The following is a 17,908-nucleotide window of genomic DNA, read 5'->3' on the forward strand; positions in this document are numbered from 1 at the left end:
GATGCGCGACACCAAGGACAACGTCGTCATTATCTGCTCGATCGAAAACCTCGACCCGATGGGCGTCCACACCGGCGACAGCATCACCATCGCCCCGGCCCAGACCCTGACCGATGAGGAATACCAGCGGCTCCGCGACGCCTCGCTCAAGATCATCCGGGCCATCGGAGTCGACACCGGCGGCTCCAACATCCAATTCGCGGTCAACCCCAAGACCGGCCGATTCACCGCCATCGAGATGAACCCGCGGGTCTCGCGCTCCAGCGCCCTGGCCTCCAAGGCCACCGGCTTCCCCATCGCCAAGATCGCGACCAAGCTGGCGGTGGGTTACACCCTGGACGAAATCTTGAACGACATCACCCGCTACACCCCGGCGGCCTTCGAGCCGACCATCGACTACGTCGTCACCAAGATTCCGCGCTTCACCTTCGAGAAGTTCCCGACCGCCGACGCGACCCTCACCACCCAGATGAAGTCGGTCGGCGAGGCCATGGCGATCGGCCGCACTTTCAAGGAAAGCTTCCAAAAGGCCCTGCGCTCGCTCGAGACCGGCCAAGCCGGCTTCGAGCCCAAGCTCAAGGGCAAACTCGGCGCCGCCGCCAAGAAATTGCTGAACGAAAAGCTCAAGGTTCCCAATGCCGAGCGCATCTGGTACGTCGCCGATGCCATGCGCCACGGCTACAGCGACGCCGAGATCTTCAAGCTGACCGCCATCGACCCCTGGTTCTTGGCCCAGATCCGCGACATCGTCGAGGCCGAGAAGGAGTTGAAGAAGCAGGCCAAGAAGGCCGCGACGAAGACCTTCCAGCCCTTGCTCCGCGAGGCCAAGGAGATGGGCTTCAGCGACCGCCGCTTGGGCGAGCTGCTCGGCAAGAAGCCCCAGCAGATCCGGGCCCTGCGCAAGAAGGCCAAGATTGAGCCGGTCTACAAGCGGGTCGACACCTGCGCCGCCGAGTTCGAGGCCTATACGCCCTATCTTTATTCGACCTACGAGCGGGAGGACGAGGCCCAGGTCACCAAGAAAAAGAAGATCGTGATCTTGGGCGGCGGGCCCAACCGGATCGGGCAGGGGATCGAGTTCGACTACTGCTGCGTCCACGCCGCGATGGGCCTCTCCGACGCCGGCTTCGAGACCATCATGGTCAACTGCAATCCCGAAACGGTTTCGACCGACTACGACACTTCGGACCGGCTCTATTTCGAGCCGCTGACCGAGGAGGACGTCCTCAATATCCTGGAGCGCGAGAAGCCCTTCGGGGTCATCGTCCAATATGGCGGCCAGACGCCGCTGAAATTGGCCCACGCCATCGACAAGGCCGGCTTCAAGATCCTCGGAACCTCGGTCGACAGCATCGACATCGCCGAGGACCGCAAGCGCTTCCAGGCCATGCTGAAGAAGCTCAAGCTGCGCCAGCCGCCCAACGGCACCGCCCGCAACCTGGCCGAGGCCCTCAAGGTCGCCAAGCGCATCACCTATCCGGTGGTGGTCCGGCCTTCTTACGTCCTGGGCGGCCGGGCGATGGAGATCGTCTACGACGACAAGGCCCTCTCCCGTTACATGAAGTTCGCGGTCCAGGCTTCCTCGGAGCATCCGATCCTGATCGACAAATTCCTGCAGGACGCCATCGAGATCGACGTCGACTGCATCTCCGACGGCAAGACCGTGATCATCGGCGGCGTGATGGAGCATATCGAGGAGGCCGGCGTCCATTCCGGCGACAGCGCCTGTTGCCTGCCGCCGCACTCGATCGACCGCGAGCTGGCCAAGGAGATCGAGCGCCAAACCGTCATGATGGCCCGGGCTCTCAAAGTCGTCGGCCTGATGAACGTCCAGTTCGCGATTCAAGGGAAGACCGTCTACGTCCTCGAGGTGAATCCTCGCGCCAGCCGCACCGTGCCCTTCGTCAGCAAGGCCATCGGCCGTCCGCTGGCCAAGATCGCGGCCAAGGCCATGGCCGGAATCTCGCTGGCCAAGCAAGGCTTCACCAAGGCCATCGTCCCGTCCTATCTTTCGGTGAAGGAGGCGGTGCTGCCCTTCGCCAAGTTCCCGGGCGTCGACACCCTGCTCGGGCCGGAGATGAAGAGCACCGGCGAGGTCATGGGTCTGGACCGCGACTTCGGCGCGGCCTTCGCCAAGGCCGAGATCGCCGCCGGCACCTTCCTGCCGCTGCGCGGCGCGGCCTTCGTCAGCGTCAACGATCACGACAAGGCCCAGATCCTGGGCTCGGCCCGCAAGCTCCGCGACCTCGGCTTTTCCCTCTTGGCAACCCGTGGCACCCAGGCTTTCCTGGCCCAAAACGGGATCGAATGCGCGGCGATCAACAAGGTCGCCGAGGGTTCGCCCCACGTCGTCGACAAGCTCAAGACCGGGGAGGTCGCCATGCTGATCAACACCCCGCTGGGCAAGAATTCGGCCCAGGACAGCTACTCGATTCGCCGCACCGCGCTGGAATACGGGATTCCCTATTTCACGACGACGGCCGCGGCCAACGCGGCGGTGAGCGGCATCGAGGCCATCGTGAAACGGGGTTTCTCGGTCCAAAGCCTCCAGGCTTACCATGGGAAGAAGGTCGATTTGGCCGGTCCCGAAGAGGAAAAAGAAGCTCGCTCGGCCGCCGGCTAAGGGATTATTGTACAACTGTTTTCCGATTTCGCGCGTCGATGGTAGGGGCATCCCTTGCGGGTGCCCAAGGCAAGGTGATTGACATCGCCGCAGACGGGGCGACCGCAAGGGTCGCCCCGACGACAACGCCTCGTTTGACACAAACCTGAAACCGAGACATAAACAGGCCTCGCAAGGTGGGAATCTTACTCAAAAAATACCTCTGGGTCGCTCAGCTCTTCCTGGTCTTCATCGGGAGCTATTTCCTGGCCAAGATCGCCGCGACCTTCATCGCCTCCAAGCTGCGGATCGAGAAGAACCTCGAGGTGGCCCGGATCAGCGCGGCCCCGACGCCGGCCCGGGTCCGGGTCGGCTTCGACGAGTACAAGATCATCCTCGACCGCAATATCTTCGACTCCCGGGAGCTGGCGCCGGAAATGGCCATCGGCACCCCCGAGCCGACCCAGCTCGACATGAACGCTCCGGCGGTGAAGACCTCGCTGCCGATCAAGCTGGTCAGCACCTTCTCGGTGGGGGCCGGCACCGACAAGCGGTCCACCGCCACGGTGGTCGGCGGGGCCGGGGGAGCGGCCGGCGAGATCTACACCGTCGAGGACGAGAAGCAGTTTTCGCCGGGCGTGAAGATCGTCAAGATTCTTCCCGACCGGATCGAGTTCGTGAACGGCGCTCGGCTGGAATACGCTGAGATCGAGCGCTTCGGCGGGGGGGTGACCACCGGTCAGCCCGGCTCGGCCTTGGACAAGCCGACGGCGTCCAAGACCGATGGCGACGTGGCCCAGCAGACCGAGCAGGGCAAGTTCGTCGTCGACAAGGCCGAATTGGATGCCGCTCTTTCCAACCTCGACCAGCTCTTCACTCAGATCCGGGCGGTCCCTCAGATGCAAGGCGGCAAATCGACCGGCCTCAAGCTGCTTAGCATTCGAGGTGGCTCGATCTTTGCTAAGCTCGGCCTCCGCCGTAATGACGTCCTGGAACGAATCAACGGCCAAGAAATGGACATGCAAAAGGGCATGCAGATCTTCGGGACCCTCAAGGATTCGACCCACATCACCATCGACCTCCAACGGGACGGCAAGAAGACGACTTTGGAGTATGACATCCAATAGGGGGATTTTTAGCTCCCACGGGGTGTCGTTTTTTAATTGATAATTCTGCCTGTTTTGTTAACTACTTACCCAAATTGGGCCTGTATTTCCGAAGCCTTCATGCAGTTCCGAAGCCTTCACCACGTTTAAACGACATACCTCTAGCGGCTCCGCTTTAGTTTAAGGAGAAGAAACGCAATGCGAGTTCTTACCCGATTCGTCCAACTTTCCATCTTGGGCAGCGTGACGACAACGTTCGCCGCCGGAGCCTTGGCCCAAATTCCACCTCCACCCGCTCCCGGCGGAACCGGCACCCCCGGCGCCGCTTATGAAGAGCTCAGCGTTCCCAAGGCGGTTCCGGTCCGGCCGACCGCCGAAACCCGGGCCGCCGCTCCCAGCGCTCCCGGAGCCACCCCGGTCCCCGGCGCCGACGAAGGCCTTTACCTCAACGCGGTCGACACCGACGTTCGCGAGATCATCAAGCAAATTTCCAAGGTCACCGGCAAAAACTTCCTCGTCGACCAATCGGTTCGCGGCAAGGTCACCATCATCTCCGAGAAGAAGATGACCATCGAGGAGGCCTACCAGGCTTTCCTGTCGGCCCTCGAGGTCCTGGGCTACACCGTGGTCAACGCGCCCGGCGACCTGGTCAAGGTCATCCCGATGAAGGAGGCGCTCCAGAACCCCTTGCCGATCTACCGGGACGATAGCCCGATCACCGATGCCTTCATCACCCGCATCGTCCAAATGAAGAACATCAGCGCCCTCGAGATGTCCAACGCCATCAAGACCCTGGTCTCCAAGGAAGGCAATCTCTTCGCCTATCCCGCGACCAACACCCTGATCGTCACCGACACCGGCACCAATATCGACCGTCTCCTCAAAATCATGAGGGAGCTTGATCAGGAAGGTCCCTCCGAGACCATCGACATCATTCCGCTGCGCTTCGCCAGCGCCAAGGACGTGGCTTCGAAGATCACCGAGCTTTATTCCGAGGACCGGGCCCAGGCCGGAAGGGCGCCCACGGCCGCCGCCCGCCGAACCGCCGCGGCCCGCGGCCCCGAGCTCGAGGAGACTCCCTATCTTTCCAAGGTCATCGCCGACGACCGGACCAACTCGGTCATCGTCTTGGCCAGCAAGCGGGCGCTCAACAAGGTCCGGGAGCTGGTCTCCCGTCTCGACCGCAAGCTCGAGGCCGGCACCGACGGCAAAATTCACGTTCACTACTTGAAGCACGCCAACGCCAAGGATTTGGCCACCGTGCTCGGCGCCCTCACCGCGACCAGCGTCCAGACCAGCCGCCAGCAGGCGGCCGGCACGCCGCCGGGCGGCGCGACTCCCGGCCGTCAAGTCGGAGCCACCGAGGTCACCGCCGAGTTTGAAGGCGGCGTCAAGATCGCGGCCGACGAAAACACCAATGCCTTGATCATCACGGCGACGGCCAAGGATTATCAGACCCTCTCCAACGAGGTGATCAACAAGCTCGATATACCCCGCAAGCAGGTTTACGTCGAAGTCGTCATCATGGAATTGACCATCGACAAGAACCGGACCCTCGGCGTCTCCGGCCAAGGCGGCGGCACCTTCAGCGCCGGCGGCGAGCCGATGCTGGGCTTCGGCTCCTCCTTGGGCGGCACGGCGGCCGGTCTCTCGGCCGCGGCCTTGAGCGGTTTGGCGGCCGGCGTGGTCAGCCAAAACACCACCAGCATTCCGGTGACCAATCCCGACGGAACGATCACCAACTTGCAGATCCCGACCTTCGGCGTCATCCTCAACGCCCTGCAGACCGACACCAACGTCAACATCCTCTCGACTCCCAACTTGCTGACCTTGGATAACGAAGAAGCCGAGATCATCGTCGGCGGCACTCAGCCTTTCCCCAGCGGCACCACCTTGACCCCCGGCGGCAACACCACCTTCAACGTCACCCGGGAGGACGTCGGTATCAAGCTCAAGATGCAGCCCCAGATCAACGAGGGCGACGTGGTCAAGATCAAGTTGAAGCAGGAGATCACCACCGTCATCCCCGGCGCCTCCGAAGTGGTCTTGACCTCTCTCGGACCCTCGACGACCAAGCGCTCGGTCGAGACCGTGGTCGCGGCCAAGGACCAGCAGACCATCGTCATCGGCGGCCTGATCGACGACAAGGTCACCATGACCACCACCAAGGTGCCCTTCCTGGGCGACATCCCGATCCTGGGCAACCTCTTCAAGCAGAAGAAGACCGTCAAGACCAAGACCAATATCCTGGTCTTCCTGCGGCCCTACATCATCCGCGATTCCAAGGACTTCCTGAAGATCCTGCAGAAGAAGGTCGAAGAGCGGAACATGTTCATCGCCACCAATTACGGCAAGGGCCAGCAAAAGGTCATTCGCCAGTCGATTCGCAACCACGCGGCCGACCTCCTGGAATTCCGCAAGGAGATCCAACGTGAGAACTGGGATTTCCAAAGTGACACCGGAACCCGGGTGGTTCCGATCGACACCCAGGCTCCGAGCGGCGGCGGATCGAGTTCCAGCGATTCCTCCAGCCTGAGCGACCATAGCCAGGACTTGCTCAGGGCCGCCAATAGCTCCGACGCCCGTTAATTTGCGAAGACCCTTGCCATGAAAGAGGGCGTTCCTCGGTAGGGGCACCCTTGACGGGTGCCCAATCTGCCGGCGATGGCAAAAGCTTTGCCTTGGGCGACCGCAAGGGTCGCCCCCTATAAGCCCCTTGCTACAAGGGCACCCTGCGAGGTTTAATACGGCATGCTCGACAAAAGTCTGGGAAACATTCTCCTCGAAAATACGCCGCTCACCGAGTCACAGCTCGAGGAGGGGCTTTTGGTCCAGCGGGAGAAGGGCATCAAGCTCGGCGAGGCCTTGGTGCAGCTTCGCTTCATGAAGCACGACGATATCCTCAAGGCGGTCAGCATCCAGCTGGGCATCCCTTATCTGAGCAAGATCGACGCCGAGAGCATCTCCTCCGATGCCATTGCCCCGGTCCCGATCAATTTCGCCAAGAGGAACGAGCTGATACCCTTGAGCCGCAACGCCGAGCACGTCGAGGTGGCCATCGCCGATCCGGTCAATATCGCGGCCTTGGATGACCTCCGTTTGCTTTACGGCGCCAGCGTCCGGCCGGTCATCGCCAGCTCGGCCGAAATCACCGAGGCGATCAATACCGTCTATAACCGCGGCTCCGGGACCGACCGCACGGTGATGAGCGACCTCCAGGACGAGAACCTCGAAAATCTCACCCAAGAGCTGGAAGAGCCCCAGGACCTCCTGGAGTCCGACGACGAGGCTCCGATCATCCGCTTGGTCAATTCGCTGATCTTTCGGGCGGTCAAGCAGAAGGCCAGCGACATCCACGTCGAGCCCTTCGAGAAGGACCTGGTGGTCCGCTTCCGCATCGACGGCGTGCTCTACGACATCATGCATCCGCCCAAGAAGGCCCAGAACTCGGTCATCAGCCGGATCAAGATCATGGCCAATCTGAACATCGCCGAGAAGCGCCTGCCCCAGGACGGCCGCATCCGGATCAAGGCCGCGGGCAAGGATATCGACATCCGCGTTTCGACCCTGCCGACCAGCTTCGGCGAGTCGGTGGTCATGCGTCTCCTCGACAAGAGCAAGGTCTTGCTCGATTTGGGCCACGTCGGCGTCCAAGGCCAGGCCCTCGACCAGATGCTGGACCTCATCAATCGCAGTCACGGCATCATCCTGGTCACCGGTCCGACCGGATCCGGTAAAACGACGACCCTTTACGCGATGCTGTCGCAAATCAATTCCACCGATCTCAAGATCATCACGGTCGAGGACCCGGTCGAATACCAATTGCCGGGCATCAACCAGATCCAGGTCAATCCCAAGATCGACCTCACCTTCGCCGGGGCCCTGCGCTCGATCCTGCGCCAAGACCCCGACGTCGTGATGATCGGCGAAATTCGCGACAGAGAGACGGCCGAAATCGCCATCCAGGCCTCGCTGACCGGCCACTTGGTGATCTCGACCCTGCACACCAACGACTCGGCCTCGTCGGCGACCCGCTTGATCGACATGGGCGTCGAGCCCTTTCTGGTGGCCTCTTCGGTCATCGGCATCATCGCCCAGCGCTTGGTCCGAACCCTCTGCCGGGAGTGCCGCGAGCGCTATGCGCCCAGCGATTTCGAGCTGATGCAGCTCGGCGTGACCCGGGAGCAGATCGCCGGGAAGAACATTTACAAGGCCAAGGGCTGCGCCGCTTGTCTCGAGACCGGCTATTCCGGCCGGATGGGCGTTCACGAGATCATGATGATGGACGACGACGTCCGCGGGCTGGTGATGAAAAACGTCGATGCTCCGAGCATCAAGCGCAAGGCGATGGACAAAGGCATGAAGACCTTGCGCGAGGTCGCGGCCGATAAGGTCTTGCAAGGCGAGACGACGATCGAGGAGATTTTGCGGGTGACGCAGGAAGACGTCGTTCGCGGTTAGTATTTTCCATTCATGGCAGTATTTTCCTACAAAGGGATGGACGCCGCCGGCAAGAAGGTCAGCGGCATCATCGACGCCGAGAACCTCAAGGCGGCCCGGGCCAAGCTGCGCAAGGCCAGCGTCTTTCCGACCGAGGTCAACGAGGGCGGAAGAGTGCGAGGCGTCAGCGTCGCCGGCGGTTTCAGCTTCACCAAGCTTTTCAACAAGCCTAAGGTCGGCGACGTCGCCAACATGACCCGGCAGCTCTCGACCCTGATCAATGCCAACATTCCGCTGGTCGACGCGCTCTCGGCCCTGGTCGAGCAGATCGAACACCCCGCCCTCAAGTCGGCCCTCTCCGAGATCCGGGAGAAGGTCCGGGAAGGCGCCCGGCTGGCCGACGCGATGCGGGCCTATCCCAACATTTTCGGCGACCTCTACATCAACATGGTCCATGCCGGCGAGGTCTCGGGCGCGCTGGATACGGTTCTGCTGCGGCTGGCCGATTTCACCGAGGGCCAGGCCCGCCTCCGCAGCAAGGTCCGCGGGGCCCTGACTTACCCGGTGGTGATGGGCGCCGTCGGCGTGGCCCTGATGGGCTTTCTGCTGGTCTTCGTCGTTCCCAAGATCGTCAAGATCTTCGAGGACACCAAGGCGACCCTGCCGCTGCCGACCCGGATCCTGGTCGGTTTGAGCGGCTTCGTCCAAAACTACTGGTACTTGGTCATCCTGCTGGGCATCGGCATCTGGTACGCCGTCAAGAAATACAAGGCTAAGCCCAAGGGCCGGAAGATGTTCGACAAGATGAGCCTCAAGATGCCGATCTTCGGCGAAATGTTCCGGATGATCGCGGTGAGCCGTTTCTGCCGGACCCTCTCGACCCTGATGGGAGCGGGCGTTCAACTCATGCCCTCGCTCGACATCGTCAAGGGCATCGTCGACAACATGGTTTTGACCGAGGTCATCGAGGAAACCCGGAATTCGGTCAAAGAGGGCGAATCGATCGCCGAGCCCTTGAAGCGCAGCGGCCAATTCCCGCCCTTGGTGACCCACATGATCTCCATCGGCGAGAAGACCGGCGAGCTCGAGACCATGCTCGAAAAAGTGGCCAATACCTATGATGACCAAGTGGATACCAAGGTTTCCACCCTGACCACCCTGCTCGAGCCCTTGATGATCGTGGTGATGGGTGCCGTGGTTGCGGCCATCGTCCTCTCGATCCTTTTGCCGATTCTCAAATTAAATCAAATGGCTCGCTAAGTTGGCGGGACCTTTTAAAAAGGTTGAAGAATATGGAACATTTGGACAATATCTGCCGTTCGAATCTTTCAAGGAGGGTTTCTATGTCCCAACGAGGAGTCACTGAAAACACCGGCATCGGCGAGGCCGTCAAAAAAGAAGCCGGTATGACCCTCATCGAAATCATGGTCGTCGTGGCCATCATCGGCTCGATCGCGGCCTTAGTGACGGTTAACGTCTTGAATTACCTCGACGAATCCAAGGTCGAGACGACCAAGATCCAAATCAAGAACATCGAAGGCGCCCTCGACCAATACAAGCGTCGCCATGGTTCCTATCCTACAACCGAGCAGGGTCTGGTCGCCCTGGTGAACAAGCCGACGGTCGGCAAGGTTCCCGACAACTATCCGCCCGACGGTTACCTCAAGTCCTTGCCCAAGGACGGCTGGGGCAACGATTTTGTCTACAATTCCCCCGGGACGGCCGGGCATAAGATTGAGATCATCTCCTATGGCGGCGATGGACAGGAGGGCGGCGAGGATTTCGACGCCGACATCGCGAACTACGAGGTCAAGGAAGAAGGCGGCGCCGAGGAATAAAATGAGTCTCTCCCCCCTTTGAAAAAGGGGGGCAGGGGGGATTTAAAGCGGTGGCAAAAATCGTCCGCTTATTTTTAATGAAGAGGCTTGGTTTAAATCCCCCAACAAGTTCTGAAAGGGTTAAACTCCATCGAGAAGTTTGCCTGGCGGCCAAGTCGCCTTTTGCCTTCTCGCTCCCCCCTTTTTCAAAGGTGGGTAACTATCCTTCCCCGGAACGCGGTTTCACGCTGATCGAGATCATGATCGTCGTCCTCATCATCGCTTTGATGATGGGGCTGGGCGTCGCGGTGCTCTTTCCGGGCAATGAAGCCAAGCTTCGCGACCAATCGGCCAAGCTGGCCGGCACCATCAAGTTCCTCTACAACGAAGCCGCCATCAAAAACCGCTATTATCGCATCGTTTTCGATCTCGACAGTCAAAGCTACCGGGTCGAGTCCAGCGAGGAGCCTTACCTGGTGCGGATCGTCGACGAAGCCCAGAAGAAGCGCGAGGCCGAAAAGGACGACGAGGCCACTCCCGAAGGCGCCTCCTTCGCCCAGGAGGAGGGAAGCCTGGTCCGGCCGGTCCGGATGCCGGCCGGCATCAAGATCAAGGACATCAGCGTCATGCATTTGCCGGCGAGGGTCGAGCAGGGCAAGGTCGAGGTGTATTTCTTCCCCAATGGCTTCGTCGAGCCCTCGGTGATCAATCTGACCGACGAGGACGAGGAGAGCTTCTACTCGCTCCAGCTCAATCCCATGACCGGGCGGGTTCGGATCCGCAGCGAGTACTTCGAAGTCAACCCCGAGGATCTCTCGGTCAACCGGGGCGGCGAGGTGGTGCAATGAAACGCCGCTCCCCCGAAGCCGGCTTCACCCTGATCGAGATCATGATCTCGCTCTCGATCCTGGCGATCACCTTGGTCTCGATCTACGTGGCCCAGGGCAATTCGCTGCGGGCCAGCGGCCGGGCCGAAAACATTCAGATCGCTTCCGGCCTAGCCCGGCAAAAGATGACCGAGAAAATGATCGAGCTGCAAAAGGACTTGGACAAGGGCAAGTTTCCCGATGAGGGTGTCGAGGATAACGGGACTTTCGACCCGCCGCTCGACCGCTATCGCTGGGAGTTCGCGGTCAAGAAGGTCGAGATCCAAGTCGCCGATGCCCCCTCGGAGGAGGGCGGCGGCGCGCCGGCCCCCGGGGCCGGGCCGACGACCAGCACCGGCGAGGAAGCCGGCGAGGCCAACCAGGCGCCGGAGACGGCGATGCGCAACATGGCCCAGATGGTCACCAAGAAGATCAACGAGTCGGTGCGTGAGATCAGCACCAAGGTGATTTGGGAGGAATTGGGCGAGGAACAGTCCTTGGTGGTGACCACGCACATTGCGAAGCTGAGCAACTAGACGTGAAAAGTGAAACGTGAAAAGTGAAACGTTTGAAGAGAAACAATAGGCCCCGCCAAGAGCAAGGCTTCACCTTGCTCGAAGTGATGATCGCGATGGCGATCCTCGCGGCGATGGCGCTGGCCCTCTTCGTCGCGACCCAGCAGATCCTGGACAGCAAGTCCAACACCGAGGGCCGCGACGAGGCCAACCACTCGGTGACCCAGGCGATGGACCGAATGGCCTACGACCTCGAGATGGCGGTGATGATCAAGAGCAAGGACCTGCTGGGGGCGACCTTCGACGGGGAATATGCCTTCGAAGGCCAGGAGCAGCGGCTCGATTTCGTGACCATGTCCCACTCCCGCTTCCTGGCCGACTCCAAGGAGAGCGAGGCGGCCGAAGTGAGCTATTACCTGGCGCCGATGCCCGACGATGCCAACCTGCGGATCCTGATGCGACGGCAGTCGACGGCGGTCGACAAGAATCTGCAGCAAGGCGGGATCGCTTACCCGATCCTGGAATACGTGGATAACATCCGCTTCGAGTACCTCGACAGCAAGAACGACGAGTACAAGAAGACCTGGGATTCGAAATCGATCGATTTCAACAATCGCCTGCCGATGGCGGTCAAGATCACGATCGAAACTCAGCTGCCCGACGACGAGCAGAAGAGCACGTTCACGACCCTGGCGCCGATTCAGTTGAAGGAGCCGCTGAATTTTTAACGGCCCTCTCCCCTTGCGGGAGAGGGTGCCCCGAAGGGGCGGGAGAGGGGGAGGCGTTAAGAGAATGCTGCTTATGCAGCACCCCCTCTCCCGATCGCCTTCGGCGATCACCCTCCCCCACGAGGGGGGAGGGTAAGAGGCATATGATCGCGACTTTAGCAAAAACACGCCGCGCCCGCGGCATCGCGCTCTTGATGGTCCTGGCCTCGCTGGCCCTGCTCAGCGGGGTGGTGGTGGAGTTCGCCTACAATTCCAATGTCACCTACAACCTGGCCATGAACGAGAAGGAGCGGACCCAAGCCTATTATCTGGCCCAGTCCGGCCTGGCCTTCACCAAGCTCGTGATCAAATACGACAAGGAAGCCCGGCGCTTGGCCAGCCAAGCCAGCTCCCGCTTGGGTAAAAATTTCCAGGTCGAGCCGCTCTACGTGATGATCCCGATCAGCTCCGAGCTGCTTCGGGGCATGGCTAGCATGTCCAATCCGGCCGCCAGCCCCGGCGGCGAGGAAGGCGAGGGCGAGGAGGCTCCGCCGCCCGACGAAAAGACTCAGGCCTTGGGCGCCTTCAACCTCCAGGACAGCGAGTTCCTCAATTTTGAGGGCGACTTTTCCTCCGAGGTCATCGAGGAAAACACCAAGATCAACCTCAACGCCTTCCTGAGCCTGGCCCCGACCGATGCGGCCTATGACCGGCTTAAGAACGTCCTCTACCACCTCCTGCTGACCGACGAGTTCAAGGGTCTCTTCGACGATCGCTACCGGGGCGCCAAGGAGCTGGTCCAGAATATCGCCGACTACGTCGACCGCGATGACGCCCAGAACGAGATCGGCGGCCAGGAAAGGGGCCGGGAAGGGGCCGGGGCCGCCGCCGGCCAAATCAAGATGAAGAACGGCAAGCTGCTCAGCATTGAGGAACTGACGATGGTGCCGGGCATGACCGAGGACATCTTCCAAAAGCTCAAAAAGTACGTCACGGTCTATGGGAATGACGACAAGATCTACGCTTGCCGGGCCCAGGAGCCCGTGATCAAATCCCTCATCTTGGCCTACACCGAATCCAACTCCAACCGGATGGAGCCCCTCAAGGACGACAATGTCGAGCTCTTGACCAAGGCCTATGACGCCGTGCTAAACAGTTGCCCCGACACTCAGGCTATGGCAAACGAATTGGACCGGGCTTTGGGAGCGACCGCGCCCGGGACCGGCGAGGGCACCGGCACTCCGGGGGCTACTCCCGGTCCGACTTCCACTCTCACCGGGAGCACCACGGCCCGGGGAACGACCGGGACGGGAACGACCTCGAGCAACACTTTCAACGGCATGCTGCGAAACGACAACACCATCTTCGGCGTGATCGGAATCGGGACGGTCGGCGAGACCCAAGTCAAGATCAAGGCCGTTCTCGACACTTCGAACAACAACGCCAACCGTTGGCAAACCCTGTATTGGAGGGTGGAATAGATGCCCCAAACCGTTCTTGGCATCGATCTCGGCAGCTATTCGGTGAAGATCGCCCAAGTCGAGCGCGGCTTCGGCGAGTTCAAGCTGGTCAACTTCTACGAAGTGCCGCTGGTCGCCGAAGAGGTCCTGACTTACGAACAGTCGGCCTCGGCCGCCCTGACCAAGTTCTTCGAGGAAAACTCGATCAACTACGACACCTGCGTGCTGGCGGTGCCCGGAACGATGGCCGCCTTCCGCACCCTGACCATGCCCTTCGGCAACGTCAAGAAGATCGACCAAACCCTGGAATTCGAGCTCGAGACGGTCATCCCGCTGGATCTGGAAGAGGTCCTCTTCGACTACACCCTGCTTTCGACCAGCCCCCAGGAATCCAAGGCCTTGACGGCCTACTTGCGGGCCTCCGATTTCAAGCGCTTCCTGAGCTCGATCCGAGTCAGCGGCGTCGATCCGCGCTACATGGGCGTCGACACCATCGACCTTTCTTATTTATCGCTGCCCGGCTTCCTGCCGCCGGAGGGCCTCTATGCGATTTTGGACCTGGGCCATTCCAAGACCAATCTCGTCATCCTCGAAGGCAACAAGATCAAGGGCCTCCGCTGCCTCTCCTGGGGCGGGCATCACCTGACTCAAGCCATCGCCAAGGCCCTCCAGCTCCCCTATGACAAGGCCGAGGCCTGGAAGCACCGCCGGGCCCAGGTGAGCGCCGGCAGCGAGGATCCGGGCTTGCAAGCGGTCTACGCGGTGGTCGAAGACCTCCAGCAGCAGCTCAAGCAGACGCTCTTCGCCTTCAACGAGTCGGGCGAGCGGCCGATCGAGGCCCTCTACCTTTCGGGCGGAAGCTCGCGGCTCCAGGGCTTGGACGGCTTCTTCTCGAACCGGCTGAACATCAACGTCAGCCAGCTCGACGTCCTCGACGATTCCTTCACCGAGCTCCAGGACCGGGAGGCCGCCCGTCACGTCGTCCCGACCGCCTTCGCCGAGGCTCTCCGGGCGGTCTATCCGAATAAGGGCGCCAAGATCAATTTCCGCCGCGGCGACTTCGCCTACAAGAAGGACATCGAGCAGCTGGGCGGCTCGCTCAAGAAGATCGGCATTGCCGCCGGCTTGGTCGCCGCCCTGGGCCTGACTTATTTCCTCATCGCCTATTTCTCGCTCTCCTCCCAGGTCGACACGATGAACAAGAACGTCGCCAAGATGGTCAAGGCCTCGGTGCCGGACCTGCCCAAGGGCGGCGGCTCCACGGCCTCCCAGGCGGTCAACGTCCTCAACGGCCGGATCGCGGCGATCGACGAGAAGCTCAAGAAAGTGGCCGGCTCGGGCGAGCTCAGCTCGCTGGAGCTGCTCAAGGCGATCTCGGGCGCGGTGCCGCCGCGCCAGGAGCTGGTCCTCGACATCGACGACCTCAACATCGCGCCGGAACGGGTTCGGATCGAAGGCCGGACGATTTCCTACGAGGGCGTCGACAAGATCAAGGCGGCGATGGAGAAGGTGAAGTACTTCAAGAACGTCCAAACCGGCAACGTCCGCAAGGGCGTGCGCGACGAGATCAAGTTCTCGCTGTCGTTTGACGTGGTGGGTTCGTAATATGGCCAAGTCCGGAAAATACTCGCTCAAGGAACGGCTCAACATCGAGGAGCTCTACAACACCTTCCTCGGCTTGGGGCCGCGCGAGCAGGTCCTGTCGGCGGTCGGGATCGGCATCGTTCTGCTCCTGCTCATCGTCATCCCGGTGGCCTGCGCTTCCTCGCGCTTGAGCAAGCTCGAGAAGCAGATCGACAGCCACGAGAAAAACGTCAGCAAGGTCGTCGACAAGCTCGGCGAGTACCAGCAGGCCCAGTCGAAGTTCAAGGCGGTCGAGGGCCGGATCCGGCCCAAGTCCCAGGTTCAGCTCACGACCAAGCTCGAGTCGCTGGCCACCCAGAGCGGAATCGGCCAGAACATCGATTCCCTGAAGGAGATGCCGGGAACGCCGGGCGAGGACTTCGAGGAAGTGGTCGTGGCGGTTCGGCTCTCGCGGCTGCCGCTGAGCCAGCTGGTGGAGTTCCTCTACGGCATCGAGAGCCAGAACGACCTGAGCCTCAAGATCAAACGCCTCCAGCTCAAGCCGCGCTACGACAACCGACAGCAGTTCGACGCCAATTTCGAGGTCAGCACCTATGTGAGCACGGCCCAGCCCGGCGGCGAAGGCGAAGAGGGGGGAGGCAGCTAAGCGATGCGTTCCAAGATCTCGGTCTTATTCTATCTCGGCGCCGGAATCGTCTTCTTCCTATTCTGGCTGGTTTGGGTCTTTCCGACCGATGCCCTCAAGTCGCGGATCTTGACCGAGATCGAGAACCGAACCCAGGGCCGCTACAAGATCGACGTCGGCAGCTTGGACCTGAGCCTCTTCGGCAGCCTGACCTTCAAGGATCTGAAGGTCTCGGAAGGGGTGGGCGACCAGGAAAAGCTTTTGCTGAAGACGCCCCGGCTCAAGCTCGGCTTTTCGCCCTTGGGCTTGATGTCGCAGAAGATGGATTTCGATTATTACGTCCAGGGCAGCAAGGGCGACCTCGAGGGGACTTACCGCCAAGAGGGCGACGAGACCGTCTTCAGCGCCAATTTCGACGAATTTCCCTTGGCCGATTTGGGCTTCCTCAGCGCCAAGGCCCAGGTTCCGTTGACCGGCACGCTGGAAGGCGACATCGATTTGTCGCTGCATCGGGCCGATCCCACCAAGAATTCAGGGAACATCGACCTCAAGCTGATCAATTTCACGATGGGCTCGACCCGCCTGGCCTTGGATCCCACGGCGCCGGAGAGCGCGATGGAGATTCCGGCGATCAAGCTTTCCGGCGGCAAGGACTCGGTCATCCTGGGCGAGGTCCAGAGAGACAGCCTCGAGATCAAGTCGATCACCCTCAAGGGCGGCGACCTCGACCTCAACTTGAGCGGCCGGGTCAGCCTCCAGGCGCTCAAGCCCTCGGACTACCGATTGGCCTTGCAGGGCTCCTTTTCGCTGACCGAGGCATTGTCCAAGGCCTTGCCCTTCCTCTTCATCATCGAGCAGCAGAAGAATCCCCAGGGCGTCTACCCGCTCAACATCACCGGCCGCCTCGCCAAGCCCAGCATCCGGGTCGGAACTTTTAACTTGCCGATTTGATTTTTTAACAACTAAGTTGGCCTTTTGGCGATAAGTTAGCAAAATTATTAGAAGGGGCTCCAATGAAACCGCTTTCGATCAACCCGGCCAAGGCTTCCATTGAAAACACAAATTCTTCTCCGTTGCATCTTTCAAGGAAGCCCAGCACGCCTCGTTCGGTTCTCTTGACGACGGCAAATTCAGCTTGTTTTACAGCTATGACGGCTGCTCTTACAAAATCCATGATGGATTTGGGCATGAGCCGTTTGGTCATCTGGGGAAGGATCACCATTCCAGCTTTCCTGGGGGCTGCAGCTGTATCCGGATGGGTGAACCGGATGGAACTCGTCGAAGGGAACCCCAGGGTTTCCGATGCGGACGAGATGGGGAATCAGATCAGTGGTGCTGTTCTTGGCGTTGGGGCCCAGTACTTCATTCCTCGTTTAGCTCAGGGTGCGGCCGCTAGTGCCACGGCTCTTGAAGGTATGGCTGGGCTTGTCGCCCGCACAGGATGTATTGGCGCCGCGTTTGCCGGTGGGTATGCTTTGGGGACGGGCCTCAATTATGTTCCTCTGGGACTGGGCGCCAAGAGAACTGTCGGCGAATATCTAGGCGATGCCATGATCGCAGCCTTCGGACCGGCCGACCGCAAAGGAACCTTCTTTAAGGTCGGAGAGTTTCTTGGTCTGGCCTGATTTCAAGCAGGCCTTTTTGGTCGGCACCTTCAACCTTCCAATCTAGATTTTTGCGATTTCGCCGGCTTTGGTGTCTTTGCCCGGTCGGGGGTTGGGGGGAGGATCCCCTCTCAAAATTCTGCCCGGTCGGGCTACTCAGGCCGAGAAATCCGCTTCGCAATAAAACTTAGTGGCTTCCTTCGTCAGCCCCTAAGTTTTTTGCTCCGACGGATTTCTCGGCCTTCGTACGCCCTCCCTCCTGCAGAGATATTTTGAGAGGGGACCCTCCCCCCAACCCCCGACCTACCGCTGTCCTGGCTTACCTGTCATCCTTCGCTTCGCTCAGGATGACCTTGCATCAGCACGGAGGTAGGCCGGGGAGGGCCGGGGACATCCTCCGAACGGCTTTTGGGCCGTCGATCACCTTAAAGCATCCAATAGATATCGACGGACCAAGCTTTCCCTGGCCCGGCTTGAGGGCCAGGGAAAAAAGTGAGGAGGAGTCCCCGGGCTCCCCGGCCGGGCATAAACACTTAAGCAAGGCGTTGAGGTCTCCCGCGTTCCCCAAGCACAATGTTTGAC

General features: G+C 60.7%; 14 protein-coding genes. All 14 read left to right on the plus strand.

Translation table 11 applies throughout. The features are described from left to right. The coding region (gene carB, locus VJR29_07405; GenBank protein ID HKY63230.1) for a carbamoyl-phosphate synthase large subunit at nt 1–2,623 on the plus strand (2,623 nt) is incomplete at its 5' end. Between the two features lie 176 nt (nt 2,624–2,799). Next, a complete protein-coding gene (gspC, locus tag VJR29_07410; GenBank protein HKY63231.1) occupies nt 2,800–3,729 on the plus strand; it encodes a type II secretion system protein GspC in 930 nt (309 codons plus the stop codon). Nucleotides 3,730–3,906: 177 nt separating this feature from the next. Beyond that, nucleotides 3,907–6,297, plus strand: coding sequence for a type II secretion system secretin GspD (gspD, locus tag VJR29_07415; protein HKY63232.1), 2,391 nt, complete (start codon nt 3,907–3,909; stop codon nt 6,295–6,297). A 162-nt stretch (nt 6,298–6,459) separates the two neighbouring features. Continuing rightward, nucleotides 6,460–8,169, plus strand: coding sequence for a type II secretion system ATPase GspE (gene gspE, locus VJR29_07420; GenBank protein HKY63233.1), 1,710 nt, complete (start codon nt 6,460–6,462; stop codon nt 8,167–8,169). A gap of 12 nt (nt 8,170–8,181) precedes the next feature. Further along, entirely contained in the window at nt 8,182–9,408 is a 1,227-nt protein-coding gene (gene gspF / locus VJR29_07425; protein HKY63234.1) for a type II secretion system inner membrane protein GspF, read from the plus strand. An 83-nt stretch (nt 9,409–9,491) separates the two neighbouring features. Further along, on the plus strand, nt 9,492–9,986 hold the full coding sequence (gene gspG, locus VJR29_07430) for a type II secretion system major pseudopilin GspG (protein HKY63235.1): 495 nt from the start codon (nt 9,492–9,494) through the stop codon (nt 9,984–9,986). 77 nt (nt 9,987–10,063) lie between these two features. Then, on the plus strand, nt 10,064–10,813 hold the full coding sequence (locus VJR29_07435; protein HKY63236.1) for a prepilin-type N-terminal cleavage/methylation domain-containing protein: 750 nt from the start codon (nt 10,064–10,066) through the stop codon (nt 10,811–10,813). Then, nucleotides 10,810–11,367: a prepilin-type N-terminal cleavage/methylation domain-containing protein gene (locus tag VJR29_07440; GenBank protein ID HKY63237.1), complete on the plus strand. Its 558-nt coding sequence runs from the start codon at nt 10,810–10,812 to the stop codon at nt 11,365–11,367. The genes VJR29_07435 and VJR29_07440 overlap by 4 nt, the downstream gene beginning before the upstream one ends. A gap of 23 nt (nt 11,368–11,390) precedes the next feature. Next, nucleotides 11,391–12,074 carry a type II secretion system protein GspJ gene (locus tag VJR29_07445; protein ID HKY63238.1) on the plus strand — a complete coding sequence of 228 codons (684 nt, stop codon included), beginning with the start codon at nt 11,391–11,393 and terminating at the stop codon, nt 12,072–12,074. 143 nt (nt 12,075–12,217) lie between these two features. Continuing rightward, entirely contained in the window at nt 12,218–13,534 is a 1,317-nt protein-coding gene (locus tag VJR29_07450; GenBank protein HKY63239.1) for a hypothetical protein, read from the plus strand. Beyond that, on the plus strand, nt 13,535–15,118 hold the full coding sequence (pilM, locus tag VJR29_07455; GenBank protein ID HKY63240.1) for a pilus assembly protein PilM: 1,584 nt from the start codon (nt 13,535–13,537) through the stop codon (nt 15,116–15,118). 1 nt (nt 15,119) lies between these two features. Then, the gene (locus tag VJR29_07460) at nt 15,120–15,743 is read left to right on the plus strand and encodes a hypothetical protein (protein ID HKY63241.1); all 624 of its coding nucleotides are present in this window, start codon (nt 15,120–15,122) and stop codon (nt 15,741–15,743) included. 3 nt (nt 15,744–15,746) lie between these two features. Next, nucleotides 15,747–16,673 carry a type II secretion system protein GspN gene (gene gspN, locus VJR29_07465; protein HKY63242.1) on the plus strand — a complete coding sequence of 309 codons (927 nt, stop codon included), beginning with the start codon at nt 15,747–15,749 and terminating at the stop codon, nt 16,671–16,673. A 62-nt stretch (nt 16,674–16,735) separates the two neighbouring features. Then, a complete protein-coding gene (locus tag VJR29_07470; GenBank protein HKY63243.1) occupies nt 16,736–17,347 on the plus strand; it encodes a hypothetical protein in 612 nt (203 codons plus the stop codon). The last annotated feature ends 561 nt before the right edge of the window (nt 17,348–17,908 follow it).

The organism is bacterium (genome assembly GCA_035281585.1).
Lineage (GTDB): Bacteria > UBA10199 > UBA10199 > DSSB01 > DSSB01 > DATEDP01.

Bases quoted from the DNA above. Each gene is read 5' to 3' on its own strand.
- gspD (HKY63232.1), top strand. From the start codon at position 3,907: ATGCGAGTTCTTACCCGATTCGTCCAACTTTCCATCTTGGGCAGCGTG.
- gspE (HKY63233.1), top strand. From the start codon at position 6,460: ATGCTCGACAAAAGTCTGGGAAACATTCTCCTCGAAAATACGCCGCTC.
- gspF (HKY63234.1), top strand. From the start codon at position 8,182: ATGGCAGTATTTTCCTACAAAGGGATGGACGCCGCCGGCAAGAAGGTC.
- gspG (HKY63235.1), top strand. From the start codon at position 9,492: ATGTCCCAACGAGGAGTCACTGAAAACACCGGCATCGGCGAGGCCGTC.
- VJR29_07435 (HKY63236.1), top strand. From the start codon at position 10,064: ATGAAGAGGCTTGGTTTAAATCCCCCAACAAGTTCTGAAAGGGTTAAA.
- VJR29_07440 (HKY63237.1), top strand. From the start codon at position 10,810: ATGAAACGCCGCTCCCCCGAAGCCGGCTTCACCCTGATCGAGATCATG.
- VJR29_07450 (HKY63239.1), top strand. From the start codon at position 12,218: ATGATCGCGACTTTAGCAAAAACACGCCGCGCCCGCGGCATCGCGCTC.
- pilM (HKY63240.1), top strand. From the start codon at position 13,535: ATGCCCCAAACCGTTCTTGGCATCGATCTCGGCAGCTATTCGGTGAAG.
- VJR29_07460 (HKY63241.1), top strand. From the start codon at position 15,120: ATGGCCAAGTCCGGAAAATACTCGCTCAAGGAACGGCTCAACATCGAG.
- gspN (HKY63242.1), top strand. From the start codon at position 15,747: ATGCGTTCCAAGATCTCGGTCTTATTCTATCTCGGCGCCGGAATCGTC.
- VJR29_07470 (HKY63243.1), top strand. From the start codon at position 16,736: ATGAAACCGCTTTCGATCAACCCGGCCAAGGCTTCCATTGAAAACACA.